We start from the raw sequence: 19690 nt of genomic DNA, 5'->3' as shown, positions 1-19690 counted from the left end.
CTCGCAAAACTCACAATAATGGCAGCAGAAAAACCACGATTGGCTAGATTAACAGCAATGCTGACTCAATTACAAGCAGGCAAAATTGTAACTGCTAAGGAGATAGCTGATAGGCACAGAGTAAGCATCAGGACCATATATAGAGATATCCGTACACTTGAAGAATCCGGTATTCCCATTGTGACCATAGAAGGAAAAGGTTTCTCCATTATGGAAGGTTATAAAATCCCACCTGTTTTATTTACCCAGGAAGAAGCCAATGCACTTATTACAGCAGAACAATTGGTAAAAAATAACAAAGACCATTCTTTAACCACTCAATTCGAAAGTGCTATTACCAAAATTAAGGCCGTTTTAAAGTACAATCAAAGAGACAAAACTGCATTTCTTTCCAGTAGACTTCAGGTAAGGGATAACTTTGAGAAAAATAAAACAAGTAACTATCTTATTCAACTTCAATCGACGATTACCAATTATCAATTGATAAGAATTAATTATTTTTCATTAGAAAAAACACGGAGCAATAGGGAAATTGAACCTTTTGCACTTTATACAACACAGGAAAATTGGATTCTCATTGCATTTTGCCGCTTAAGAAATGATTTTAGGGCATTTCGATTGGATTGCATCCTTCAGATGGAGGTTTTATCTGCTAACTTTAAACCCCATGACATGACTTTAGAAGAATACTTGGAAAAGTGTAGAAAAAATTATTCGAACACCCCTGACATACCTATGTCAAAAGCCTAACTTATATTTGCTCTATACCTAAAGACAAAAAAGATGCAGACAAAAATAATTGAGCCTTTTAAAATCATAGGAATTTCAATTCAAACCACCAATGAAAATGATCAAGCTTCGAAAGATATTGCAGCTTTATGGGGAAGATTTATGGATGAAAATCTTCTGACAAAGATTCCTAATAAAACTGGAAGTGATATTTATTCTTTATATACCTCCTATGAGGGTGACCATACCCTACCCTATACCACCATTCTAGGTTGCAAGGTGGAAAATTTGGATGAGATTCCGGCAGGAATGGTAGGCAGATCCTTTGATGGAGGTAAATACTTTGCAACAAGTGCCAAAGGAAATTTGATGCAAGGTTTAATTGTAAAGCAATGGGAGAAAATATTTGAATTGGACTTAAATAGAACCTATTTGGCTGATTTTGAAATTTATGGTGAAAAAGCTCAAAACCCATTAGCCGCGGAAGTGGATTTTTATGTAGGAATAAAAGATGAATAATCCCTAAATCATGAAGTTAACAACAGATCCAAAAGTTGATACGGTATTTGACAATTATCCGGATCATGTAAAAGAAAAAATGCTTACCCTAAGGAAATTGGTGATTGAAACGGCTGAAGAAACTAAGGTCATCTCCGAACTTCATGAAACATTGAAATGGGGAGAACCAAGCTTTGTTACAAAGATTGGTAGTACCCTTAGAATGGACTGGAAAGCCAAGAATCCCAATCAATATGCCATGTATTTTCAATGTACCAGCAGACTGGTCTCTACCTTCAAATTGATTTATAAAGATCACTTTCACTTTGAGGGAAATCGTGCCATTGTTTTTTCAATGGATCAAAAAATCCCTACTTCTGTTTTAAAAAATTGCATTAAAGCAAGTCTTACATATCATAAAGTAAAAAACTTGATGACTTTGGGAATTTAAAAAGCATCTGTCATAAATTTAGAGAACATTGGTGCCATTTAAACCCCTTTTATGCAAAAAGCAATTCGAACTTCATCAGCATGTGTTGTAGCTTAAAATGAAATAATGCACTTTTATCAAATATTAAAAAATGTGTTTGACATAAATTAGTTAATTGAGATATCTAAATTGAAAGAGATCAATCAAATATTACAAGATCATTTTGGTAAGCTCTCTCCTCGAGAATTGGAAGTAATTGAACCCTATTTTCATGAAGAAAAGCTGTTAAAAAATGATTTTTTCACCTTGTCCGGAAAGAAATGTGACCGCTTAAGCTTTATTAAATCGGGAATGCTTAGGATTTACACTTTAGCTGATGGTAAGGAAGTTACACAGTGGATTTCTACAGAAAACTATTTGATCACTGAAGTAATGGGCTTTTTCTTTAACAAACCTAACCGCTGGAATATTCAGGCCATGGTAAACACTTCTTTGATTACAATTAGTAAACAAAATTACCTTAAACTTTGCAATGAATTTCCCAGATGGAATAATCTAGAAAAAGAATTCATCGTTAAGTGTTTCGTAATGCTCGAGGACAGGGTTTATTCTCATATTTCCATGACAGCTGAAGAGCGTTATGATTTGTATTATGCGCAAAACAAAGAACTATTTAACCAGATCCCTTTACAATACATTGCTTCTGTGTTAGGTATGTCGGCTGAAACCCTAAGTAGAATAAGAAATCGTAAGCGTACAAGTTCTTGATTAATGTCAAGGGGAATCGAATAAAATTTGTTGAATTTTGTAACCAACAAAACATTTCAGAAACCATGACAAAAAATATGAGCGCCCTATTGAAATCTGAAGAACTAGGGCAATTTTTACTGGCAATTTACTTGTTTACTAATTTAGATTATGCTTGGTGGGTTTTCCCGGCTTGTATATTATTGCCGGACCTCTCAATGATAGGCTATTTAATCAATCCTAAATATGGGGCTTTTCTGTATAATTTTTTTCACCATAAGTTAACAGCAATATTAATTTTTATGCTTGGCTCTATAACCAGCATGCCCGTCATAATTTTAGTGGGTATAATTTTATTTGGCCATTCTTCTATGGATAGAATTTTTGGCTATGGGCTAAAGTTCAATGACAGTTTTAACCATACGCATTTGGGCAAAATAGGAAAATAGAAAATATTCGAGGATAAGTTTTATTAGGAAAAATTCATCCAAATCACCCCATTAATCAACAACATAAAACACTGTCATTAAGTACATTTGGATTTTTTTACCTATTTTTATTAATGTCTTTTGGGTGACTCAAAAACCCTATTCGAACTCAATTTACCTTATAAAAACTTCTACTTAAAATTTCTTTCATCCTTTAATGTCCTTTCCTAAACAAAATAGACAAACTGGTAAAGATTAACAAAAGGACAAACGGGAAGCTTGAAATCAGCACCTATTATCGATTTAACTTTTCAAATCATGAATATTACTTTAGATATTGCCGCTTTAGCAAGTGCCATACTTTATCCATTGGTAATATTAATTGTATTTATCCTTTTTCGAAAAGAAATTCCTTTATTAATCAAAAGTCTGACGGGTCGCTTGACAGGCTTATCATTTGCAGGAATATCTTTAGATTTGGCAAAAGCAGAAGAATTTTCTCCCAATTGGTTAGCCCAGGGAGCATTGGACTTGAGACAAAAAGCACAGGCAGCAAATGTGAATGATAGTACGGCTGGTAATTTCAGATCCATTCTTGAGACTAAAGATGATGTAGATTATGTAATAGTTAATCTTGGCAGAGGGAAAGAATGGTTGGCTTCTCGCTTGTATATTATGGCCATTATTTTTGAAAATAGGAAAGGAATAAAAGGTATTGTATTTTTGGAATCTACAAAAAATACTAGAAAAAATACATTGGCTGGGCAGAACCAGAAAAAGTGAGGTGGGCATTGGCCAATCAATTTCCATGGTTCGAAAAAGCTTATTCTGAAGCATATGGTATAATTCTAGACCAAGGCGCCAAAATCATAAATTCCGAAGGAAGATTAGGTAACAGCTATGATCCTAATAGCTCAGGATACAGCATTACTTTATTGGAAAACTTCCTGAAAAAAATTCAGTCGCCTCCCGAAAACCCTCCATTACCTGAAGAAGAAATAGAATGGGTAAATTTACCTTCAGACCCCTTAAACCCAACTCATACAAAAGAACACACATGCTGGCTGAATGGCCAAAGCCTAGAAAACACACTCGCTGAAGTATTGATTACGGAAAACATTAAGCCTTCCAGTCAATCCTCCGAAGCTATTGATAAACAAGTGAAAATGGCTTTGATTTCATCTCAAAAATTTATAGCAGTAGTAAACGAGGAGAAGCAATTCTCCTTCTTGGTCAAACGAGAAAAAATATTGGAACAACTACTTCCGGATTAAACCAATTGTAGGCAAAATAGAAGAAATGTTTACTTTTTATTAATCAGTTGTCAAACTGACTTAAAAGTAAACACTCTATGTGTTCGTCTTTCTGCATTTTGTGTTATACTTTTTAATATTATTCGTTGAAATTTGAACCTGAGATAAACAAAAAAATGCCAGAAGATATATTTCATATAAACTCCATTAGCGAACTACATAAACAGCTTGGTTTACCTAAGCCTTCGCATCCTCTAATCAGTATCCTAGATGTAAGTCAACTGGAAATAGGCCCTCAATGGGTCGGTAAAAAGTTGGTTACTGATTTGTATTCCATAGCCCTAAAAGATGCCAGCTGCGGCATGGATTATGGACGAAATTCTTATGATTTTAATGAGGGAGTATTAATTTTTACTGCGCCTAATCAAGTTACATCTACTCAAAAGGAACAGCGACTAAATGAGATCCAAGGGTGGATGCTGTTTATTCATCCTGACCTTATTCGCAATACCGACCTAGGTAGACGGATGGATAATTTCGGTTTTTCTCTTACGATGTGTATGAAGCACTTCATATTTCCGACGGAGAACAAAAAACCTTTAACGAATGTATCAAATTGATTCAAACCGAAATTGATGAGCGCATTGATAACCATAGTCAAAGGGTTATCGTAAGCACATTGGAATTGCTATTGAATTACAGTTTGCGCTATTATGAACGGCAATTCAATACCAGAACAGCTCAAAATATCGATGTTGTAAGTCAATTTGAATCTTTGTTAAAAGATTATTATAAAGAAGGGAAGTTTGAAGAACAAGGGCCTCCTCCTATTGATTACTTTACTGAAGCCATCCACCTTTCGCCCCATTATTTAAGTGATTTATTAAAAAAAGAAACCGGACTAAGTACTAAAGACCATATCAATCATTTTCTAGTAGAGAAAGCCAAATTGCTTTTACTTAGTCAGTCAGACACAATCAGTGGTATTGCTTACAAATTAGGCTTTAACTATCCACATTATTTCAGTCGCTTATTTAAATCAAGGACAGGTTTAAGCCCAAATGAGTACAGAAACAAAGCCTCATTAAACTAATATTCAATGAAAATAATTATTACAGGGGCTTCCGGCATGGTTGGCCAAGCCGCACTAATAGAAAGTCTGAATTCCCCAACAGTTTCAGAAATATTGATTATCAATCGGAAGTCAATTGAATTAAAACATCCTAAGCTTAAAGAGCTCTTGATTGCAGATTATTCGGAAATCCCATTCCATACTGACAAATTTATTGGGTATGACGGATGTCTACACTGCATGGGGATCTCTGCAGTAGGAATTGATGAAATTGATTATACCAAAATAACTTTTGGCTATAGTAAAATTCTATTTGACAGCCTGTTAAAAATAAACCCTGATATGAAAATAATTTATGTATCGGGGGCAGGAACGGACAGTACAGAAAAGGGTAATTACATGTGGGCAAGAATAAAAGGCAAAACCGAAAATTACCTTTTAAACTTAGGCTTTAAAGATGCGTATGCTTTTAGACCGGGAATAATTTTGCCTGAAAAAGGGGTAAAATCAAAAACAGCTTGGTACAATGCAATGTATTCAATCCTGCGGCCTGTTTTCCCTTTAATAAAGAAAATGAAAGGTACCATTGGAAGTAGCGATTTAGGCAAGGCCATGCTATCTCTCCTTAAAAAACCAATAGAGTTAAAAATCATTGATCCTTTACAAATTAAAAATTTGGCGAAAAATTTTACAGAAAATGATTTATAGGAGTTAAAATCATACATTTTAAGTACTTTAAAATATAAGATCAGTGCTCAACTACCCTAGTTATCAAATAAAATAGTTCCTATTCGAAGGTTTAGCAATATTTCCTACCACATATTGTCAGAAAAAAAATTCAAAAGATTGGATTAATCTCCTATTTGTGTTTTTTATTCTGAATTTTGTGTTAACCTTCCTCTCAATTTTTAAGAATTTTAATCCGGAATACTAAACCTAAATCATGTAATAGACAATCTATTACGTACTGAAATTGCTTCAAAATCAAATATTTGATGCTATTTCCTCCCCAACTAATCGCTAATCAGGTATACCAAAGGGATGCTATGTTTAGATCTCCAAACAGCCTTATTTTCTTTCTCTTGCAATACTTATCAAGAATACCTAATGAATAATCCAAATTTAACTTTCATAATAAATTATAAAAAATGACGACAACAGATAAATCTAAACCGGTATTGGTAACAGGAGCCAATGGATATGTAGCCAGCTGGCTGGTAAAAAACTGCTTGATGAAGGAATAACGGTGCATGCAGCTGTTCGAGATCCTAACAATGACAAAAAAATAAGTCACCTAAAAGAGGTAGCTTCCAAGTCTAAGGGTGAAATTAAGTTTTTTGCCGGAGATTTAATGAAACCGGACTCTTACAAAGCAGCCATGGAAGGTTGTGCTTTGGTTTATCATACGGCTTCCCCATTTTCTTTGGATATAAAAGATCCTCAAGCAGAATTAATAGCACCTGCCGTAAATGGAACAGCCAATGTTTTGAATACCGCGAAAGAGGTAAGTAGCGTCAGACGTATAGTTGTCACCAGCAGTTGTGCAGCTATCTACACGGATGCTATTGACACGGTCAACGCGCCAGAAGGCAAAATAACTGAAGAAGTTTGGAATACTACAGCCTCATTAGACTACCAACCTTATTCTTATTCGAAAACTTTGGCTGAAAAAAAGCCTGGGAATTAGAGAAATCACAAAGTCAGTGGGATCTGGTGACCATTAATATGTCTTTAGTACTGGGCCCTGCATTAAACCTTGGCAATACAACTTCAGAAAGCATAAACATACTGAAAATGCTTGGAGGCGGAGAACTCAAAATGGGAGCTCCTAAAATGGGGCTTGGGGTGGTAGATGTTCGTGATGTTGCAGAAGCACATTATAAAGCAGGGTTTACCCCTGAAGCAAAAGGGCGTTACATAACGTCTGCTTATGACACAAACCTCTTGGAAATAAGTAAAATTTTACTGCCTAAATACGGGAAAAAATTCCCTTTACCCAAAAGAGCAATGCCAAAATGGCTTCTAATGTTGGTTGGGCCTTTGGCAAATAAACTTTTTACAAGAAAGTACATTAAAAACAACGTCAACATACCATTCCATGCTGACAATTCTAAAATTAAAAAAGAGTTGGGCATCAAATTTATACCCTTGAAAAAAACGATGGAAGATTCCTTTCAAATGATGATCGATGAAGGGATTTTTAAATCCAAATAGGTTACTCACTGTTGCGGGAAAGGAAAATTCAAAAATAGAAAAGCGGTCAATTGGATCTCTTTTCTATTCGCTATCACTTTGCGATGTCCATACATCATCAATACTATAGCGTTTGTAATAAATTTAGATCTCAATAAATGGTCTGATCCATATCTTGGCTTAAAAATGCCTGTCAGCAAAATCTAGGTATTGTTGCCAATCATATGGCAACAAACCATGGCCACCGGATCGAATGTGATAACCGATGGTTCCCATCACCGGTTGGTCTAATGGAGGCAGCACTGTTGCAGGCATTCCTACTTTTCCAAATAACTTGTAGGCCGGAGAAGCAGCTACACAAGACAAAAACTCCCCTTTGGGATCTGCCCACTTATCTTCTGCTCCACTTGCCACATAAAGAGGTCTAGGAGCCATTAAAGCCAATAATTGATGTTGATCTACAGGCAAATCATTTTCCCTTTTATAGTAAACTTTGAAGCTATCTGAAAACCAATAAGGAATTACCTCAATCATTCGCCCAACGGTCTCTCCATAAGATCGACGAGACAAGGCTGCCCCCACAACCCGAGTTATTGGAGATCACCATCGCAAACCTTTCGTCCGTTGCACCTGCCCATAATGCAGCTTTACCTAGCCTACTGTGTCCCAAAACAGCCACCTTTTTATTGTCAATCCAATCTTCACCTTCTAAGAAATCCATCACCCGAGAAAGTCCCCAAGCCCAGCCAGCAATACTTGCCCAAGAGTTGGGCTCTCTTTTTCTTTCGGAATACAATGCATGTACACCATCTTTAAATCCATCTGCATAATCGGGGTCTATTTCACCATAATACATGGTAACCAAACCATAACCTCTAGTAAGAATCTCTTCATAAGGCCAGTTAGCTATTCGTTGACCTCTTCCCTTTTCTGAAGCTTTATTATTAAAACTCCCCATTTTCTCATTGTTTCTTATCCAAGCATCAGGAACAGCCACCTGCTCATCGGAAGAAATGGTATGATTGCCATAAAAATTAAGCCCTAAAAAAGCAGGTACTTGTTTTCCCGAGTTTGGATAAAAAACCAATAAATTAAAATCTAGCGATTTTTCTCCCCTTTTAAAGTTAATTTTACCACTTTTCTAGTGGCTTCACCATTCAGGTAATCCTTATTTTCAAGTAATACTTTACTTGAAATTTGTCCATCCCATACAGGTGATTTGCCATAAATTTCATTTTCAAATATTTCTACTAATTCAGCCCTCCTATTGCTCCATTGTCTTTTGTTAGTAATAAGTTGCCCATTTTCCATCCTTAATAAGTCGGGCAACTGATACTCTGGGACCTTATCTTCTTCATAATTGGGTTCAAAATCTTGAGCTAAAACCTGAATAGAAATACCTACAAAATAAATTAGGGTAAATATTGTTTTCATTTGGGATGCATTAAATTAAGTAGACTGACCTAAAGTTAGGAATTATTCAGTGTATTTGTTCATGCGCTAAAACATAATAATACAGACTAACCATTTGGTATATACATCTATCGGCTTACCATCCTTTCTCAACTTATTTTATCATAAAAATAGGATATAGCTTTCTAAAGGGAGTAATTTTGAAGTCCGTTATTAATAAAGGATTTCTTTCTACGATTCCCTTTAAGTAGTTTAAAGCCGATTTATGAATGAATTTTTTAAAAGAAAATCATTTTAAAGGGTCCTTAAATATTTTATTTCCTTATGAAAAAGGGGAGGCAATCAAGCTCGGGTAAGAACAAAATATTTTTAAAGAAGTTTATCAAATAAGGCAAAAAAATCAATCAATCCGTTAAAAATCGAAAGTTTTAAAGGACAATACGATAAAATCCGTAAAAAAGTGCTTTTTTTGCACTGCCAAAGTTAAATGTTATTTTGAATCTATTTAAATGCGAGGCAAAGCGATGATTTGATTTTGGAAACTCAATGTTTGGAATACGTCAATAAACCACCATTATGATTTTAGGAATTTTAAAAGAACCTTCCCCGGAAACTAGAGTTTCTCTACATCCGGAAGCAGTAAAGGTCCTAACAGGAACAGGAAATAAAGTCCTGATTGAAAAAGGGGCCGGTGTGTCCTCTTTCCTTTCTGATGCCACATTTTTGGAAGCAGGTGCTGAAGTAAAAGAACGCCAAGAAGTTTTGAAAGAGGCAGAGATGATTTTTCAAATCACGCCCTTAGCACCTGAAGATTATCCCTCGTTAAATAAAGGAAAATTTTTATTTGGAGTCTACCAACCATTGGTAGCAAGAGAGCTAATGAAAACCATTGCAGATACCGGAGTATCCTTATTCAGTATGGATTCCATCCCAAGGATCACAAGGGCTCAGAGTATGGATGTACTTTCTTCTATGAGTACAGTTTCCGGTTATAAAGCGGTATTACTTGCTGCTGCCAACTTACCGAGATTTTTCCCAATGCTTATGACAGCTGCAGGCACTATTGCACCGGCTAAAGTATTGGTAATTGGTGCAGGTGTAGCTGGATTACAAGCTATTGCAACAGCCAAAAGACTGGGTGCTGTAGTAGAAGCCTTTGATACCAGACCTTCAGTAAAGGAACAAGTGGAGAGTTTAGGTGGGAAATTTGTTGAAGTTCCCGGTGCCGTTGAAGACAAAGGTGCCGGTGGATATGCAGTTGAACAATCGGAGGAATACAAGAAAAAGCAATCTGAAATGTTGGAGCAGTCTATTGTCAAATCAGATGTTGTAATCACCACTGCCTTGATCCCGGGAAGAAAGGCTCCGATACTTATTACAAAGCCTATGCTTGAAAAAATGAAGGCAGGAGCTGTAGTCGTGGATTTGGCCGCTGCTAATGGCGGAAACTGTGAAGGCACGCAAAACAATGAAACTGTTACAGTCAATGGTGTAACTGTAATAGGAAATTCTGCTTTGCCTTCCACAATGTCTCAGGATGCAAGCAAGATGTACAGTAAAAACGTACAGAATCTTTTAAAATTACTTTTAAAAGAAGATCAGTTGAATCTCAACTTTGAAGATGAAATTATTAAAGGAACCTGCATCACACATGATGGAGCGATAGTTTATGAACCCTTATTAAAATAATATGGAAGCGATTATTGAATATATATCAATTAACCAACAAGAACTCTATATTTTCATTCTAGCGATTTTTGTGGGTGTTGAGGTGATCTCTAAAGTACCTACAGTTTTACATACCCCGCTAATGTCAGGTTCAAATGCCCTTTCGGGAGTGGTAATTGTCGGATCAATTATAGTTTTGGGAAAAACTGATCCTTCAAATTATTTGGCCTTGTCTTTAGGCTTTTTAGCAGTATTGCTTGCTACACTCAATGTGGTTGGAGGTTTTGCTGTGACGAATAGAATGTTAGAGATGTTTAAGAAAAAACCCGGTAAAAAATAAGAATGATGATTTTACAGATAATAGATATTTGCTACCTGATTGCGGTAGTACTTTTTATCGTTGGGATCAAGATGATGAGTCATCCGGATTCTGCGAGGAAAGGTAATAGCATTGCATTATCAGGAATGATATTGGCTATTTTAGCCTCTTTTCTAACACCAGGTTTAGACAATCTGGCACTAATCATAATTGCCATGGTTCTTGGAACCATCGGCGGTATTTATTCGGCCAAAACCGTACAAATGACAGCCATGCCTCAATTGGTATCCTTCTTCAATGGGATGGGAGGAGCTGCTGCCGCTTTGATTGGTTTGGTAGAATACGGAGACCTTCCCGTAGATGATATTGGTAAAGGAGCTGTGTTGATGTCCAGCTTAATTATTGGGTCGGTATCATTTTCCGGTTCATTAATTGCGATGGGAAAACTACAAGGGGTTGTAAAAGACATTCAAATTAATAAAATTTTCGGCTTCGCTGTACTTGCCATTGCCGTGGCTTTGGCTGCATATATCCTAACTTCCGGCGCACCACAGCCAATATTAATCTATGTATTGGTAGTGTTGTCATTGATTTATGGTCTTATGTTCGTTTACCCAATTGGGGGAGCAGATATGCCTGTAGTTATTTCACTACTCAACTCACTTACCGGGGTTACAGCCGCTACTACAGGTTTACTTTATGACAATAAGGTAATGTTAATGGGTGGTATTTTGGTAGGTTCAGCAGGGATTCTATTGACCTTATTAATGGCCAAGGCCATGAACAGATCAGTTTCTAACATTTTGTTCACTTCCTTTGGTTCTTCCGCAGGAGGAGCTGCTGCAGGTGTTGATGGCGAACAAGTAGCCAAAGAAATCAATGCCTACGATTCTTCTATTTTAATGGCTTATGCTAAAAGGGTAGTGATTGTACCTGGCTATGGTTTGGCCGTTGCTCAGGCCCAACATGCAGTACATGATTTAGAAAAAATACTGGAAGAAAAAGGTGTTGAAGTCCTTTATGGTATTCACCCTGTGGCAGGTAGGATGCCGGGCCATATGAACGTATTATTGGCTGAATCGGATGTTCCTTATGACAAGCTTATCGAAATGGATGACATGAACGAGAAGCTACCTAACACAGATGTTGTCATGGTGATTGGTGCCAATGATGTTGTTAACCCGGCTGCCAATGACGATCCATCCAGTCCTATATATGGAATGCCTATTCTGGAAGTCAATAAAGCTGCCAATGTAATAGTGATAAAAAGAAGTATGAGCTCTGGTTATGCCGGAATTCAAAACGCACTTTTCTTTGAACCTAAAACCCGAATGTTATTTGGGGATGCCAAAAAGGTGCTCAATGAACTTGTTGCAGAAGTTAAAAATATGTAATAAAAAAAGGCTGCTTATAAAAGCAGCCTTTTTTTTGGAATGAATCTGTAATTCTCAAATAGTTTTTTCTGATTTCTTGAAGGTTTGTCAGCCTTATTTTTTCTTCCCGACGAACCGAATGACCGAGCCTTTCCCATTATGGTAAAGCCCCTCTCCCAACTCTACCTCTTTTTCTTCCAACTGCAAAATTTCATAATTGGGAAAGTCAGTTTTAAGTTCCTCAATAGAGAAAAGAGAATCTAAATCTCTAGGTCCTCCAATCTTCTCATTCTGAGCCCTATATTCCAAATTATTTTTACTAAAGGCTTCAAAAACCACAAAACCTCCTTTTTTAAATATCCATCCAATGTTTTATGGTATGCCGACTTGATATTAGCCGGAAAATGAGCATAGATAAGCCCAATAACATCAAACTCCTCCTTAGGGTAATTTACAAGCTCTAAGCTTCCTACTTGATAGTCTATGTTCACTCCATTCTTTTCTGCCAATTTCATGGCCTTCTTTTGCCCTTCTTCACTTTGATCAAAAGCGAAAACAGACCAGCCGATTTTGGCTGCAAACACTGCATTTCTACCTTCCCCTTCAGCCGGTAATAGTATTTTACCGCATTTTAACCCCTTAATCTTTTCCTCAAAGAATACATTAGGCTTTTCCCCATAGGCATATTCTTCCTCACCATATCTTTCATTCCATTTTTTTATCCAAATATCTTCCATAGCTTAAGGTTTTCTCAATTAACAAACTTGTTTAAAAAAAGATCTTTATTCCTAGCAGATTTTTATCAGAAAGCCACTAGTATGTAGACCAACACAATTTCCATCTCAATACCAAAAATACATCTAAAACTCAGAAAAAGAAAAACGCTTATATCCATACGAAACACATTTAAACTATTTTGAAATACATTATTAATAATTTAAAATACATTACAATGGTTTAAAAAATTATATTTAGTTTTGACAAACGTTTTTTAAAGATATGAACAAATGGAAATTAATCCAGTACATTCAACTTTTTAGTTTGATTGTTTTGGGAGCATGTACCACAGAGTACGAGCAACACATACCAACTGATGGAACCGTGAGCTTTAAGGTCAATGAAACCTATGTAGATAATGAAAGTAACAGAAATTTGGCGCTACCTGTCCAAGGAGTGAACAGTGTTATTCTATCAATCGAAACTGAAGATGGTTCTCAAACCATCTATGAACGTAAATCTTTACCAATTTTGGGTTTTGGTGATGAACTCCTAATTGAAGATATACATCTTTCACCGGGAAGCTATCAACTTAGTGCTTTTTATTTAACTGATAACACCGGTAACATCCATTATGCTACGCCAATGGAAGGCTCCGAATATGGGGATTATTTAGCAGCGCCTCTACCTATTCCGTTTGAAGTGACCGATAACGAATCCCAAAACTTAAACCTTGAAATCATCTCTACTGCGGGAAAAAATCCTGAGCCTTTCGGTTTTGAATCAGGTATGGAAGGTTTCCGGGAGACTTTTTACTTTTTCATTTCTGCAGTACGTGAGATGGTAGATGACTTTATGGACTTTATTCCGGCTGAATTGACAGTTAGCCAAGGGGAGCATTTGCTGACCCGTCAACTTACTGGCAAATTGAACAAAATTGTACTGCCAAAGACAAGTGAGAATTATGATTTTTCACTAACCTATGGCCCTTTCCAGCCTATAACAAAGGAAATAAGCTACGATAGCCTTCAAAAATTTGAGCATCTTCCTTTAGTAATTGAAATGACCAAAAAACGCGATGATGCCTTTTATATAGGCGGAACATTCAAAGGGAATATAACTTTGTCCACCCAAGCAGCCCTTGATTCTTTTGGTTTGAAGGGATATGATATTATCGAAGGAAATTTAACAATTGGGAATACTCCTGATGACTCAGAAGACCCTATTTTAGACCTTTCTCCATTGGCTACAATAGACCAAGTAAAAAATAATTTAAACATCATAAATAATCCGGAATTACGATCATTGGAGGGACTGAATTACCTCCGATACATTTCTCAAGAATTAATAGTAAAAAACAACTCCATGCTAGAGTCATTCTATGGATTGACATCTTTGGAGAAATTGCCAAGTCTGAACCTAACCAATAACCCTAGTATCCGAGACTTTAATGGATTTAACCATGTGGCTCCTACGATAGCATCTTTACATATTGAAAATATGGAGCATTTTATTGGATTAGAAGGAGAAGGATTTGAAAACGCAATAAATTTGAGCCATATAACCATTCTTGCCAATCCCAATTTAATTGATTTGAGTTTCCCTACCCAAACTCAAACCATCATTTCTAACCTTTATATAGCTAACAACCCTGCTTTAATCTCTTTCGGTGGTGGTGATGGAGGATTTAGATTTATATCCAACCTCGAACTAAATAATAACGAGAATTTGGAAAACTTGGAAGGACTTCTTCAACCTAAAGGTGAGGGAGTAGATGATTTAATTGTCTTAAACTGTCCCAAACTTACTACCCTTTCTCCTCTATTTTTAGCTGAGCAAGTTGGTGAAATCCACTTAGAGAACAATGCTACTTTGGAAGATATAACGGCAATTGCCTCTGCAAAGATAATTTTCAGCGATATTACTATAATTAATAATCCTCAACTAAAAAGTCTGAATGGTTTCGAAGGTGGAAAAGTCCTTTATTACTTTGTTTATAAAGGGGAAGATCCCTATCCGGGATATGTCTGGACACCGCCTGTAAAAATTACTATCAAAGATAATATATCACTTGTCGATTTTTGTGGACTAAAGGATATCAAGGTTACACTTGTTAATAACCTTCCTTTTGGCACAGAGATTAAAGGAAATGCCTTTAATCCAAGTTTCGACAATATTCGAAGGGGGGTGTAAACCATGAGAGAAATTATATTAAAATTCCGTTTAGTCTTATTTATTCTTTTTATTTCTCTTGGTGCAGGATTGGTCTCTTGTGAAGAGGCTGAAAAACCAACTGTAATCCCAGATCCGATTACAAACCCTGGAGAAGAAGAGGAAAACCCTGAAAATCAGGAGAAATTACCCACAGTTGTAATTAAAATTGCTAAAACTTCAAACACATCTTCAAGGCAACTTAGGGTAACCGCTTATAGTAAAGCAATTATTACAATCCAAACGGCAAACGGAGATTCAACCTCCTACACTAATAAGAATATTCAGGTTCAGGACATGGGAGACCATTACCTGACTGAGAAGATCATTCTTCCGGAAGGCTCCTATCAGGTAGTTGCATTTTATGTGCTGGATGATAACAATGACATTGTAGAGGCCACTCCTAAGAAAAACTCATCACTGAGTGAGGACCAAAATTTGTCATTGCCTTTGACTTTTGAATTAGAGACCATAGAAACAGAAGAGGAAGCAGAGATACAAATATCCATGCAAGTGGTAGCTGCAGAAGGACATAGCCCCTCGGACTTTGGTTTTCAGTCCTTTGGTTTGGATATTGTAACTGCTACTTCTAATAATATCTACGTGGCAATGGTTACTGACCAGCGATTAATGGACTTTCTGCCTGGATCAATAGAAATAACTGCAGACGGAGAAGTCATTACCCAAGAACTAATTGCCGGAATTAATGAATCTGTAACACTTCCCATAGCTGATAGTTATGCTATACTTTTTAAAAGCTTCAACTTTGATGATTTCATTGATACCCTAAGTTTTGATCAATTAAAGTCCTATGTTGAGCAGCCGTTGGTAGTTGAAATGGTAGAAGCAGAAATTAAATGTGTGGGTGGTGAATTCATCGAAGATTTGGTATTGACTACCCAAACTGAATTAAACGATTGGGCATTACGCTGTCATACCGGTATTCAAGGAGACCTTATCATTCAGGGTGGCGATGACCAAGACCCTATCGTAGACCTGAGCCCTTTGGAATTGGTTACTCATGTCTATGGGAGTTTAAAAATTGAAAACACTTCAAACCTAAAAAACCTTCATGGTTTGCAAAACCTAAATCTTGTAGAAGGATGGGTAACGATTGATGGAAACAGTAGTTTGGAAACACTCGAGGGTTTGTCTTTATCTGAAAACCAGCAAGTACATTTAACTATTTCGAGCAACCCCAACTTATTAAATTTTAATGGATTGGAAAGAATAAATAAATTAGGCTATGTAATCATAAGATCTAACCCTAAATTGGTCAATTTTAAAGGGATGGATCAAGTACAAGAGATTTCTGGCTTGGAAGTTTCTTTCAATGAAGTACAAACTTCATTCGAAGGGCTCGAGAATGTTCGTCTAATAGGTACTCTTGAAATTATAGGTCTAAACATTACCAATTTTAATGGATTCCAAGGAGTAGAGTCCATCAGTTCCCTAACACTGTACAACCTGTATGATTTAAAAGACTTTACAGGATTTACGGGCACCGTGACATCTTCCATAGATTTAATGAGTAATGGTATCAGGAAATTGGAAGGACTTACGGTTTCAGAGGAGCTTAGTAGGGTTAATATCAAAGATACCTCTCTTGGTAATCTTCGTGAATTGAGCAATCTTAAAAAATAACTAGAAGCCTAACAATTCAAGATAATATTAATTTTAACTCCTTGGAAGGACTCGATAACCTGGTCTCTGTTGCCGGTAGCATGATTATTCAATCAAATAATTATCTCACAAATTACTGTGCTATATCGAAATTGGTAAATGAGGGTACCCATCCGAAAATAACGATTGATAACAATGGTTATAATCCCACTTTGGAGCAAATTCAAGGAGAGGAATGTAAAGGGGAAATGGAATGGTAAAATTATCCCGGATAAGCAAATTGCTTATCCGGGATTACTTATTAAACCCGAAATATGCAATAAAATTTCCCTCGTGAAAACCACTCAATCCTTGCATAGAATTCTAGGGCTACCAATTTTTATTCAATCAAATGAAAAAACTACTTTTTTTGAAGTTAAAAGAAGTTATCAAAAAATCAGGGTGTTACAAAGAAAAAATCTTTTCCATTAGCACCCATTTCTCCCCGGGTTTTGCCCAAGGTAAATTTTTCTGAAGGGTTCCCATTAACGTTTCCCACTCCTGCACTTTTTCATTGCTAGCGTCCATTTTGGCTTTCTCTTCAAAAGAAAAGGAGTCCCCTACCTCCATAATCATAAATAGCCGATTACCTGTCAGGTAGATATCCATCACCTGGATATCCGCATCCTTAATACTAGAGATAATCTCATCAGAGACCTTTTTGTGATGCTCTACATACTTTTCAATAATTTCCGGATCATCCTTTAAATCCAGGGCAAGACAATACCTTTGCATAGTATAAGTATAAAATTAAAGTTGATAGAATTTTATGGCATTGGCTCGCCAAACTTTCTCCAATGCCTCTGGTGAGCAGCCTTTAAAATAGCCTTCGACCAAACCAATAACCTGTTCATAGCTCCCTGCCAATTTACAGACAGGCCAATCTGACCCAAACATTACCCGGTCTTCTCCAAATGCTTTCATTATAACATCCAAATAAGGATAAAACTCTTTTTCATCCCAATCTTCCCAAGCTGCTTCTGTAATCATACCGGACAACTTACAATAAACGTTAGGCCTCTCTGCCAATGCTTTGATATTGACCTCCCAATCTTTGATTAGGCCTGCTTTGATAGGGGGCTTGGCAATATGATCCAATACAAACCTCCCCTCCTCAAAATTAGAAACCGTTTGAATGGCTCCATCTAATTGATGGGGATATACCAATAGGTCATAAGTAAACCCTGCCTTAAAAATTGATTTTAAGCCATTTTGAAAAGCTTGATTTAAAATAAAGTTAGGGTCAGCTTCATCCTGAAGTACGTGCCTAAATCCTTTTAACTTTTTATGGTTTTTATAGCTTTCAAGTGTAGTTTCCAGGTCTGGTGATTTCAAATCTATCCAACCTATCACAGCCAAGATAAAAGGGTGTTTTTCTGCAAGTTCCAAAAGGAAAAAATTTTCTTTTTCATCCTGAACGGCCTGAACGGCCACCGTACCTTCTACGCTATTTCTTTGGATGATGGGAAATATATCATCAGGAGAAAATCACGCTTCAATTGAAGCATCTTATCATCAATCCAAGCATATCTTTGCTTACTATACTGCCAAAAATGCTGGTGTGCATCAATTTTATTTATCATATTTTGGGTTGCTTGACTTAAGGGTGAATGTATACAAAGGCATTAATATTCATTCCAGCCCCAACCGAGGCAAAAATTGAATGATCTCCGGATATAAAACGATGGCCTTCCTTCGCTCCTTTTGCGATTAAATCATATAAAATTGGAACTGTAGCAACTGAATTATTACCGAACTCCTGAATACTCATAGGCATGAGGTTTTCAGGTATTTCATGCTTGTCATACAATAAAAAAAGCCGCTCTAAAATGTTATGGTCCATTTTGGCATTTGCCTGATGGATTAACACATGTTGAATATCTTCTACTCTTTTTCCTGCTCGATCCAGACATTCTTTTAGTGTAGCAGGCACTGTTTTAATTGCATATTCATAAAGCTTCCTACCATTCATCTTTAAAAACCGTGTATTGTCTGGATAGTTTGGATTGTAAGAAGCATCCATATTCAGCAAGTGAGCATGGTTCAAGGTATCTGACCTTGTGAGATGGGCCATAATTCCTACTTTTGAGTCCCCTTCTTTAGCTTCCAAAATAACTGCCCCGGCCCCGTCAGAGAAAATCATACTGTCAATGTCATGAGGATCAGATATCCTTGACAAGTTTTCTGCACCAATCACCATCACTCTTTTTGCATCACCCGACTGAAGGTAATAATTGGCTTGAATCATTCCCTGCACCCATCCCGGACATCCAAATGGTAAATCATAGGCAACGGTGTACGGATTTTTTATACCCAATTTGTGTTTTACCCTTGCGGCCAAAGTAGGACAGGTATCGGTCCGAATATTATCTTTTAGTAGGTCACCAAAATTATGGGCTACGATAATATAATCCAACGTTTCTCCATCAATACCAGTAGAGGAAAGGGCGTCTTTAGCTGCCAAATGAGCCATATCTGAAGTCATTAAATTGTCTTCAAGGTACCTCCTCTCTCTTATTTCAGTAATTTTTTGCAGCGTGGCAACAATATCAGCATTGGGTTTCACCAATCTTTTGCCACTCGCATCGTAAAACTCTTTTGTTAAAAAATAGTCATTGGGAATAACCTTGGTTGGTAAATATTTCCCTGATCCAACAATTATGCTACTTATTATTTTCTTGTCCATTAACTAATTGTCCTTTCCAAAATTCTAAGACCGCTAAAATAGGCATTTATACTATTTATTTGATGAATTATCCGAAATGATACGGCTTCTATAAACTAAATAAACAGACATATACATTACTACAATCAACATTGGTGTAATTATAAGATGATTGTATAGGAAAAAACTATGCCTTACTCTTTAAACCCAATAAATTATAACAGCTCCTCAAATTTAAATACGTTCAATTAACAATAGAGACTATTAATCATTACAAAAATCAATAATAATAAAAATAATATTTGTACAATA

General features: G+C 36.4%; 25 protein-coding genes. 18 read left to right on the top strand and 7 right to left on the bottom strand.

Annotated elements, in window-relative coordinates; translation table 11 throughout:
* The first annotated feature begins 18 nt into the window (after window positions 1-18).
* From WG932_RS03220 to WG932_RS03165, 12 genes are all read left to right on the top strand, one after another.
* Entirely contained in the window at window positions 19-750 is a 732-nt protein-coding gene (locus tag WG932_RS03220) for a helix-turn-helix transcriptional regulator (RefSeq protein ID WP_483086933.1), read from the top strand.
* A 33-nt stretch (window positions 751-783) separates the two neighbouring features.
* Window positions 784-1248 carry a GyrI-like domain-containing protein gene (locus WG932_RS03215; RefSeq protein WP_483086932.1) on the top strand — a complete coding sequence of 155 codons (465 nt, stop codon included), beginning with the start codon at window positions 784-786 and terminating at the stop codon, window positions 1246-1248.
* A gap of 10 nt (window positions 1249-1258) precedes the next feature.
* Complete coding sequence (locus WG932_RS03210) at window positions 1259-1678, top strand: DUF1801 domain-containing protein (protein WP_483086931.1); 420 nt, start codon at window positions 1259-1261, stop codon at window positions 1676-1678.
* 168 nt (window positions 1679-1846) lie between these two features.
* Entirely contained in the window at window positions 1847-2425 is a 579-nt protein-coding gene (locus WG932_RS03205; RefSeq protein ID WP_014021965.1) for a Crp/Fnr family transcriptional regulator, read from the top strand.
* Window positions 2426-2490: 65 nt separating this feature from the next.
* Window positions 2491-2853, top strand: coding sequence for a DUF4260 domain-containing protein (locus tag WG932_RS03200; RefSeq protein ID WP_483086930.1), 363 nt, complete (start codon window positions 2491-2493; stop codon window positions 2851-2853).
* A 258-nt stretch (window positions 2854-3111) separates the two neighbouring features.
* Entirely contained in the window at window positions 3112-3615 is a 504-nt protein-coding gene (locus tag WG932_RS03195; protein WP_483086929.1) for a hypothetical protein, read from the top strand.
* Window positions 3612-4106, top strand: a complete 495-nt coding sequence (locus WG932_RS03190) for a hypothetical protein (protein WP_483086928.1) — start codon at window positions 3612-3614, stop codon at window positions 4104-4106. Before WG932_RS03195 ends, WG932_RS03190 begins: the two co-directional genes overlap by 4 nt.
* A gap of 155 nt (window positions 4107-4261) precedes the next feature.
* Entirely contained in the window at window positions 4262-4705 is a 444-nt protein-coding gene (locus tag WG932_RS03185; protein WP_483086927.1) for a hypothetical protein, read from the top strand.
* On the top strand, window positions 4702-5178 hold the full coding sequence (locus WG932_RS03180; protein ID WP_483086926.1) for a helix-turn-helix domain-containing protein: 477 nt from the start codon (window positions 4702-4704) through the stop codon (window positions 5176-5178). The genes WG932_RS03185 and WG932_RS03180 overlap by 4 nt, the downstream gene beginning before the upstream one ends.
* A 6-nt stretch (window positions 5179-5184) precedes the next feature.
* Window positions 5185-5865: a Rossmann-fold NAD(P)-binding domain-containing protein gene (locus WG932_RS03175; RefSeq protein ID WP_339680965.1), complete on the top strand. Its 681-nt coding sequence runs from the start codon at window positions 5185-5187 to the stop codon at window positions 5863-5865.
* A gap of 538 nt (window positions 5866-6403) precedes the next feature.
* Window positions 6404-6844, top strand: a complete 441-nt coding sequence (locus tag WG932_RS03170; RefSeq protein WP_483086925.1) for an SDR family oxidoreductase — start codon at window positions 6404-6406, stop codon at window positions 6842-6844.
* Between the two features lie 38 nt (window positions 6845-6882).
* A complete protein-coding gene (locus WG932_RS03165) occupies window positions 6883-7371 on the top strand; it encodes a Rossmann-fold NAD(P)-binding domain-containing protein (protein ID WP_483086924.1) in 489 nt (162 codons plus the stop codon).
* Between the two features lie 159 nt (window positions 7372-7530).
* Here the strand turns inward: WG932_RS03165 and WG932_RS03160 are convergent, their stop codons facing one another.
* From WG932_RS03160 to WG932_RS03150, 3 genes are read right to left on the bottom strand one after another with little or no spacing between them, the layout of a single operon-like run.
* Window positions 7531-7884 (bottom strand): glucuronyl esterase domain-containing protein, encoded by a 354-nt coding sequence (locus WG932_RS03160; RefSeq protein ID WP_483086923.1) that lies wholly within the window; start codon window positions 7882-7884, stop codon window positions 7531-7533.
* Window positions 7877-8437, bottom strand: a complete 561-nt coding sequence (locus WG932_RS03155) for a glucuronyl esterase domain-containing protein (protein ID WP_483086922.1) — start codon at window positions 8435-8437, stop codon at window positions 7877-7879. The genes WG932_RS03160 and WG932_RS03155 overlap by 8 nt, the downstream gene beginning before the upstream one ends.
* A gap of 11 nt (window positions 8438-8448) precedes the next feature.
* Complete coding sequence (locus tag WG932_RS03150; protein WP_483086921.1) at window positions 8449-8784, bottom strand: hypothetical protein; 336 nt, start codon at window positions 8782-8784, stop codon at window positions 8449-8451.
* Between the two features lie 555 nt (window positions 8785-9339).
* Between WG932_RS03150 and WG932_RS03145 the strand changes: the two genes are divergently transcribed.
* Genes WG932_RS03145 through WG932_RS03135 form a run of 3 tightly spaced genes read left to right on the top strand, consistent with a single transcriptional unit; the run spans window position 9340 to window position 12144 of the window.
* Window positions 9340-10452 (top strand): Re/Si-specific NAD(P)(+) transhydrogenase subunit alpha, encoded by a 1113-nt coding sequence (locus tag WG932_RS03145; RefSeq protein ID WP_014021958.1) that lies wholly within the window; start codon window positions 9340-9342, stop codon window positions 10450-10452.
* A 1-nt stretch (window position 10453) separates the two neighbouring features.
* Window positions 10454-10771, top strand: coding sequence for an NAD(P) transhydrogenase subunit alpha part 2 (locus WG932_RS03140; RefSeq protein WP_014021957.1), 318 nt, complete (start codon window positions 10454-10456; stop codon window positions 10769-10771).
* A gap of 5 nt (window positions 10772-10776) precedes the next feature.
* Window positions 10777-12144 (top strand): NAD(P)(+) transhydrogenase (Re/Si-specific) subunit beta, encoded by a 1368-nt coding sequence (locus tag WG932_RS03135; RefSeq protein WP_483088565.1) that lies wholly within the window; start codon window positions 10777-10779, stop codon window positions 12142-12144.
* Between the two features lie 239 nt (window positions 12145-12383).
* On the opposite strand, the gene WG932_RS03130 is transcribed toward WG932_RS03135, so the two are convergent.
* Window positions 12384-12860 carry a class I SAM-dependent methyltransferase gene (locus WG932_RS03130; protein ID WP_483086920.1) on the bottom strand — a complete coding sequence of 159 codons (477 nt, stop codon included), beginning with the start codon at window positions 12858-12860 and terminating at the stop codon, window positions 12384-12386.
* A gap of 262 nt (window positions 12861-13122) precedes the next feature.
* Between WG932_RS03130 and WG932_RS03125 the strand changes: the two genes are divergently transcribed.
* From WG932_RS03125 to WG932_RS03115, 3 genes are read left to right on the top strand one after another with little or no spacing between them, the layout of a single operon-like run.
* Complete coding sequence (locus WG932_RS03125; protein WP_483086919.1) at window positions 13123-15033, top strand: hypothetical protein; 1911 nt, start codon at window positions 13123-13125, stop codon at window positions 15031-15033.
* Between the two features lie 3 nt (window positions 15034-15036).
* Entirely contained in the window at window positions 15037-16695 is a 1659-nt protein-coding gene (locus tag WG932_RS03120; RefSeq protein WP_483086918.1) for a receptor L domain-containing protein, read from the top strand.
* Window positions 16696-16736: 41 nt separating this feature from the next.
* The gene (locus WG932_RS03115) at window positions 16737-16934 is read left to right on the top strand and encodes a hypothetical protein (protein WP_483086917.1); all 198 of its coding nucleotides are present in this window, start codon (window positions 16737-16739) and stop codon (window positions 16932-16934) included.
* Window positions 16935-17118: 184 nt separating this feature from the next.
* On the opposite strand, the gene WG932_RS03110 is transcribed toward WG932_RS03115, so the two are convergent.
* The 3 genes from WG932_RS03110 to WG932_RS03100 all read right to left on the bottom strand — a co-directional run bounded on the left by WG932_RS03110 (window position 17119) and on the right by WG932_RS03100 (window position 19399).
* Window positions 17119-17448, bottom strand: coding sequence for an L-rhamnose mutarotase (locus tag WG932_RS03110; protein ID WP_483086916.1), 330 nt, complete (start codon window positions 17446-17448; stop codon window positions 17119-17121).
* A gap of 15 nt (window positions 17449-17463) precedes the next feature.
* Entirely contained in the window at window positions 17464-18147 is a 684-nt protein-coding gene (locus tag WG932_RS03105) for an amidohydrolase family protein (RefSeq protein ID WP_483086915.1), read from the bottom strand.
* A 166-nt stretch (window positions 18148-18313) separates the two neighbouring features.
* A complete protein-coding gene (locus WG932_RS03100) occupies window positions 18314-19399 on the bottom strand; it encodes a 3-oxoacyl-ACP synthase III family protein (RefSeq protein WP_483086914.1) in 1086 nt (361 codons plus the stop codon).
* Between the last annotated feature and the right edge of the window lie 291 nt (window positions 19400-19690).

The sequence above is a fragment of the Cyclobacterium sp. SOCE241 genome, from assembly GCF_056867545.1.
This window is presented reverse-complemented; position numbering and strand designations above follow the sequence as displayed.

Excerpts from the sequence above, each read along its gene's own strand:
- WG932_RS03145 (WP_014021958.1), top strand. The coding sequence starts at position 9,340 with ATGATTTTAGGAATTTTAAAAGAACCTTCCCCGGAAACTAGAGTTTCT.
- WG932_RS03130 (WP_483086920.1), bottom strand. The coding sequence starts at position 12,860 with ATGGAAGATATTTGGATAAAAAAATGGAATGAAAGATATGGTGAGGAA.
- WG932_RS03160 (WP_483086923.1), bottom strand. The coding sequence starts at position 7,884 with ATGATTGAGGTAATTCCTTATTGGTTTTCAGATAGCTTCAAAGTTTAC.
- WG932_RS03125 (WP_483086919.1), top strand. The coding sequence starts at position 13,123 with ATGAACAAATGGAAATTAATCCAGTACATTCAACTTTTTAGTTTGATT.
- WG932_RS03210 (WP_483086931.1), top strand. The coding sequence starts at position 1,259 with ATGAAGTTAACAACAGATCCAAAAGTTGATACGGTATTTGACAATTAT.
- WG932_RS03175 (WP_339680965.1), top strand. The coding sequence starts at position 5,185 with ATGAAAATAATTATTACAGGGGCTTCCGGCATGGTTGGCCAAGCCGCA.
- WG932_RS03110 (WP_483086916.1), bottom strand. The coding sequence starts at position 17,448 with ATGCAAAGGTATTGTCTTGCCCTGGATTTAAAGGATGATCCGGAAATT.
- WG932_RS03200 (WP_483086930.1), top strand. The coding sequence starts at position 2,491 with ATGACAAAAAATATGAGCGCCCTATTGAAATCTGAAGAACTAGGGCAA.
- WG932_RS03135 (WP_483088565.1), top strand. The coding sequence starts at position 10,777 with ATGATTTTACAGATAATAGATATTTGCTACCTGATTGCGGTAGTACTT.
- WG932_RS03120 (WP_483086918.1), top strand. The coding sequence starts at position 15,037 with ATGAGAGAAATTATATTAAAATTCCGTTTAGTCTTATTTATTCTTTTT.
- WG932_RS03215 (WP_483086932.1), top strand. The coding sequence starts at position 784 with ATGCAGACAAAAATAATTGAGCCTTTTAAAATCATAGGAATTTCAATT.
- WG932_RS03100 (WP_483086914.1), bottom strand. The coding sequence starts at position 19,399 with ATGGACAAGAAAATAATAAGTAGCATAATTGTTGGATCAGGGAAATAT.
- WG932_RS03150 (WP_483086921.1), bottom strand. The coding sequence starts at position 8,784 with ATGAAAACAATATTTACCCTAATTTATTTTGTAGGTATTTCTATTCAG.
- WG932_RS03140 (WP_014021957.1), top strand. The coding sequence starts at position 10,454 with ATGGAAGCGATTATTGAATATATATCAATTAACCAACAAGAACTCTAT.
- WG932_RS03220 (WP_483086933.1), top strand. The coding sequence starts at position 19 with ATGGCAGCAGAAAAACCACGATTGGCTAGATTAACAGCAATGCTGACT.
- WG932_RS03165 (WP_483086924.1), top strand. The coding sequence starts at position 6,883 with ATGTCTTTAGTACTGGGCCCTGCATTAAACCTTGGCAATACAACTTCA.
- WG932_RS03185 (WP_483086927.1), top strand. The coding sequence starts at position 4,262 with ATGCCAGAAGATATATTTCATATAAACTCCATTAGCGAACTACATAAA.